Here is a 2,897-nt window from a genome sequence, read left to right on the forward strand (position 1 = left end):
TTCATATGTAATACCTTTCATATCATCCTTTATATGTACATGAAATGGGTATTTCTCTAACCATTTTTGTAATGATCCTTCGCCTTCAATTGTCATCCGAATATCTTCTCGAAAACCTCTTAATTCCTCTATCGTATGAAATGGAAACTCTTCATCAAAATATTCTTTCATAAAGAGCTTTATATCTTCTTTTGTTTGCAGCAAATCAATAGGCTCTCTCGTATCGTTTGGTATTCTCCATGTATTTAAAAATTCCCGAATATATTCTAGTTCATTTGGAGCGTTTTGATTCAATTCGATCCACCTTCTTCTTAAAATTTACTTTTTTCTGACTTTATGTATAATTATAGTATAAAATAGTTAACCATCAAATAATTTTACTGGTTACATAATTAGGAGGATTTCTATGAAAGGTTTCTCAACACCGATACGTTTCATGCTTATTTCTTCATTTTTTATGTCTTTTGGGTATTTTGCAGTATACGCATTTTTAGCTATTTATCTATTAACCTTTCTTCATTTTTCTGCTGTCCAAGTAGGAACAGTGTTGACGATTATGACAATTACATCACGAGTTATCCCATTATTCTCAGGGTTAATTGCTGACAAAATAGGCTATATCATTATGATGATAGCCGGATTATTTTTAAGAGGAGTCGGATTTATCGCTTTAGGAATATGCTCTGATTTCTATACAATTTCTATTTCTTCTGCACTTATTGGCTTCGGAACTGCATTTTACGAACCTGCCGCTCGCGCTATATTTGGCTCACAGCCAGCTCATTTGAGAAAAAATTTATTTACATATTTAAACCTTAGCTTTAATTGCGGTGCAATAATCGGACCAATTGCAGGAGGATTCTTACTCTTACTCGATCCACTCTACGCTTTCTCTCTAACAGGATCTCTTATGCTGTTATTTGCTTTTATTTTTTACTTACTTAAAAATCACTTCCAAGTCACTACTGAAAACACGTCTATTACATTAGGAATACAGGTCATCTTACAAAACAAATCTTTCCTTCTGTTTTCCTTTATCATGATTTTCTTCTATATTATGTTTACTCAGCTTACTGTCGCACTTCCACTTCATATGAAAAACATTAGTAATAGCAATCAACTTGCTACACTCGTTATTACGATAAATGCGATAACAGGCGTCATATTTATGGTATTATTCCGAAAATTATTCCACAAATACAACACACTTTCGATTATTAAATACGGTGTTTTATTAATGAGTATTTCCTTTTTACTCATTCCTTTATTTCAACACCCATATTGGCTCTTTATTTGTGTAATTTTATTTACAATCGGTGAAACACTCGTATTACCTAACGCTGATATCGCTATTGCAAATTACAGTAATGAATCATATACAGCCACTTTCTTCGGATTTTATCAACTATCACTCGCATTTGGTTTTATCATTGGTAATTATACCGGTACATCTTTTACATCCAACTTAAGAGGAATGTATACACCATGGCTTATTTTTGGCGGAATAGGACTTATTGGTTTTATTTCACTACATCATATTTTGAATATAAAAAAAGTGGCCTCTAAAGAGGATATACACCTATGTAATACAAGCGACCTATAACGAAAAAGATTCGACCATCATATGTGACAGTCGAATCTTTTTATTTTTCATATTCAAGGTGATTATGTCTTTTACAACCAAATAAATAGCAAGCCCCTATATGATCAGTTTCAAACTCTAATCCTGGAACGTATCCAGATTTGATACGTTCTACCATTGTTTTATAACAATTATTCTCTTCTGTATATTCCTCAATTAACTCTTTCTTATCATTTTCTGTCCAGTTTTCTTCTACTTCTTCACTCTGAACATCTTCTATTTCTGCTGTTTTCGCTTCGATAGATTCCCGTATAACTTCATTTATACGGGAGAAATTATTCGTTTTATATAGAGCATACACAAATCTACCAATCCAATTAGGACTTTTCCAGCATTCTTTATATCCCTTTTCGAACCATTCAATTGCTTCTTTATAGCAATTCAATTCAACATATAAATCTGCTACATTAATTTCCCCTAAAAAATTATCAGATTCCCTGTTAAAAGTATCTAACTTCTCTTTTGCTTCTGTCGTTCGTTCTAAATCAATTAAACATTTTACATAGCTATACATGATATAGTCCGAATCCCCTGCAACTCGTAAAAAAAATTCCGAAGCTTTTTCCAGCTCTCCAAGGTTATAATGAGCTACAGCTACATTATGATATGCTTCATCCGATGGTTGAATCGAAATAGATTTTTGTAATACTTCTTTCGCTTCTGTCCATTTTTCTTGTTTCATGTAAATGTCCCCTAAGATGTTATAAGGAAAGTATGAAGAAGGATTCAACTTAACAATTTCTCTTATTAATTCAAGAGCTTTATCATCATTCTCTTCCTCATAGAAGTATATCCAAGCAAGATTATTGAGAGATTGTACGTCTCTAGATTCATGTACTGCTTGTTGAAACAGTTCCATTGCTTCCTCATATTTATTTTGTTCAAACATTTCAATTGCCTTCTCGTTAATGTTCAAATAACTACCTCCGAAGTGAATAAATTCATCTACGCTTTATCATTATTTTAAGATGTAAAAATTGAAATTTCTATAAAAAATTTCTTTATCCTGTCTACATTTCGATTGAACTAGAAGCTAAAACACACGAATTTACAACAATAAGTAAATTTTTCAGTCTCTCTTACATTGGATATACAGCCTTTTTTAATTTACATATTATGGTACAATAAAAAGAGTACTAACTAAACATTTACGCTCCACACTAGTAATCTAGCAATACCAAAATCAAAATTCACATGGAATTGAGGGATGTTATGAAACAGAAATTAGCTGTTCTTCTATTCACTGGAATCATAT

General features: G+C 31.8%; 2 protein-coding genes and 1 pseudogene. 1 reads left to right on the forward strand and 2 read right to left on the reverse strand.

Features of this window, described 5'->3' with window-relative positions:
* Positions 1-294 (reverse strand): annotated as a pseudogene (locus tag ABWK52_RS28380) (CGNR zinc finger domain-containing protein); the annotation flags it as partial.
* Between the two features lie 112 nt (positions 295-406).
* On the opposite strand from ABWK52_RS28380, the gene ABWK52_RS28385 reads away from it, so the two are divergent.
* Positions 407-1,603, forward strand: coding sequence for an MDR family MFS transporter (locus ABWK52_RS28385; protein WP_098507745.1), 1,197 nt, complete (start codon positions 407-409; stop codon positions 1,601-1,603).
* Between the two features lie 40 nt (positions 1,604-1,643).
* On the opposite strand, the gene ABWK52_RS28390 is transcribed toward ABWK52_RS28385, so the two are convergent.
* Entirely contained in the window at positions 1,644-2,558 is a 915-nt protein-coding gene (locus tag ABWK52_RS28390) for a tetratricopeptide repeat protein (RefSeq protein ID WP_097995161.1), read from the reverse strand.
* Between the last annotated feature and the right edge of the window lie 339 nt (positions 2,559-2,897).

Origin of the sequence: Bacillus sp. AP50 (assembly GCF_040492675.1) — a bacterium.
GTDB lineage: Bacteria > Bacillota > Bacilli > Bacillales > Bacillaceae_G > Bacillus_A > Bacillus_A cereus.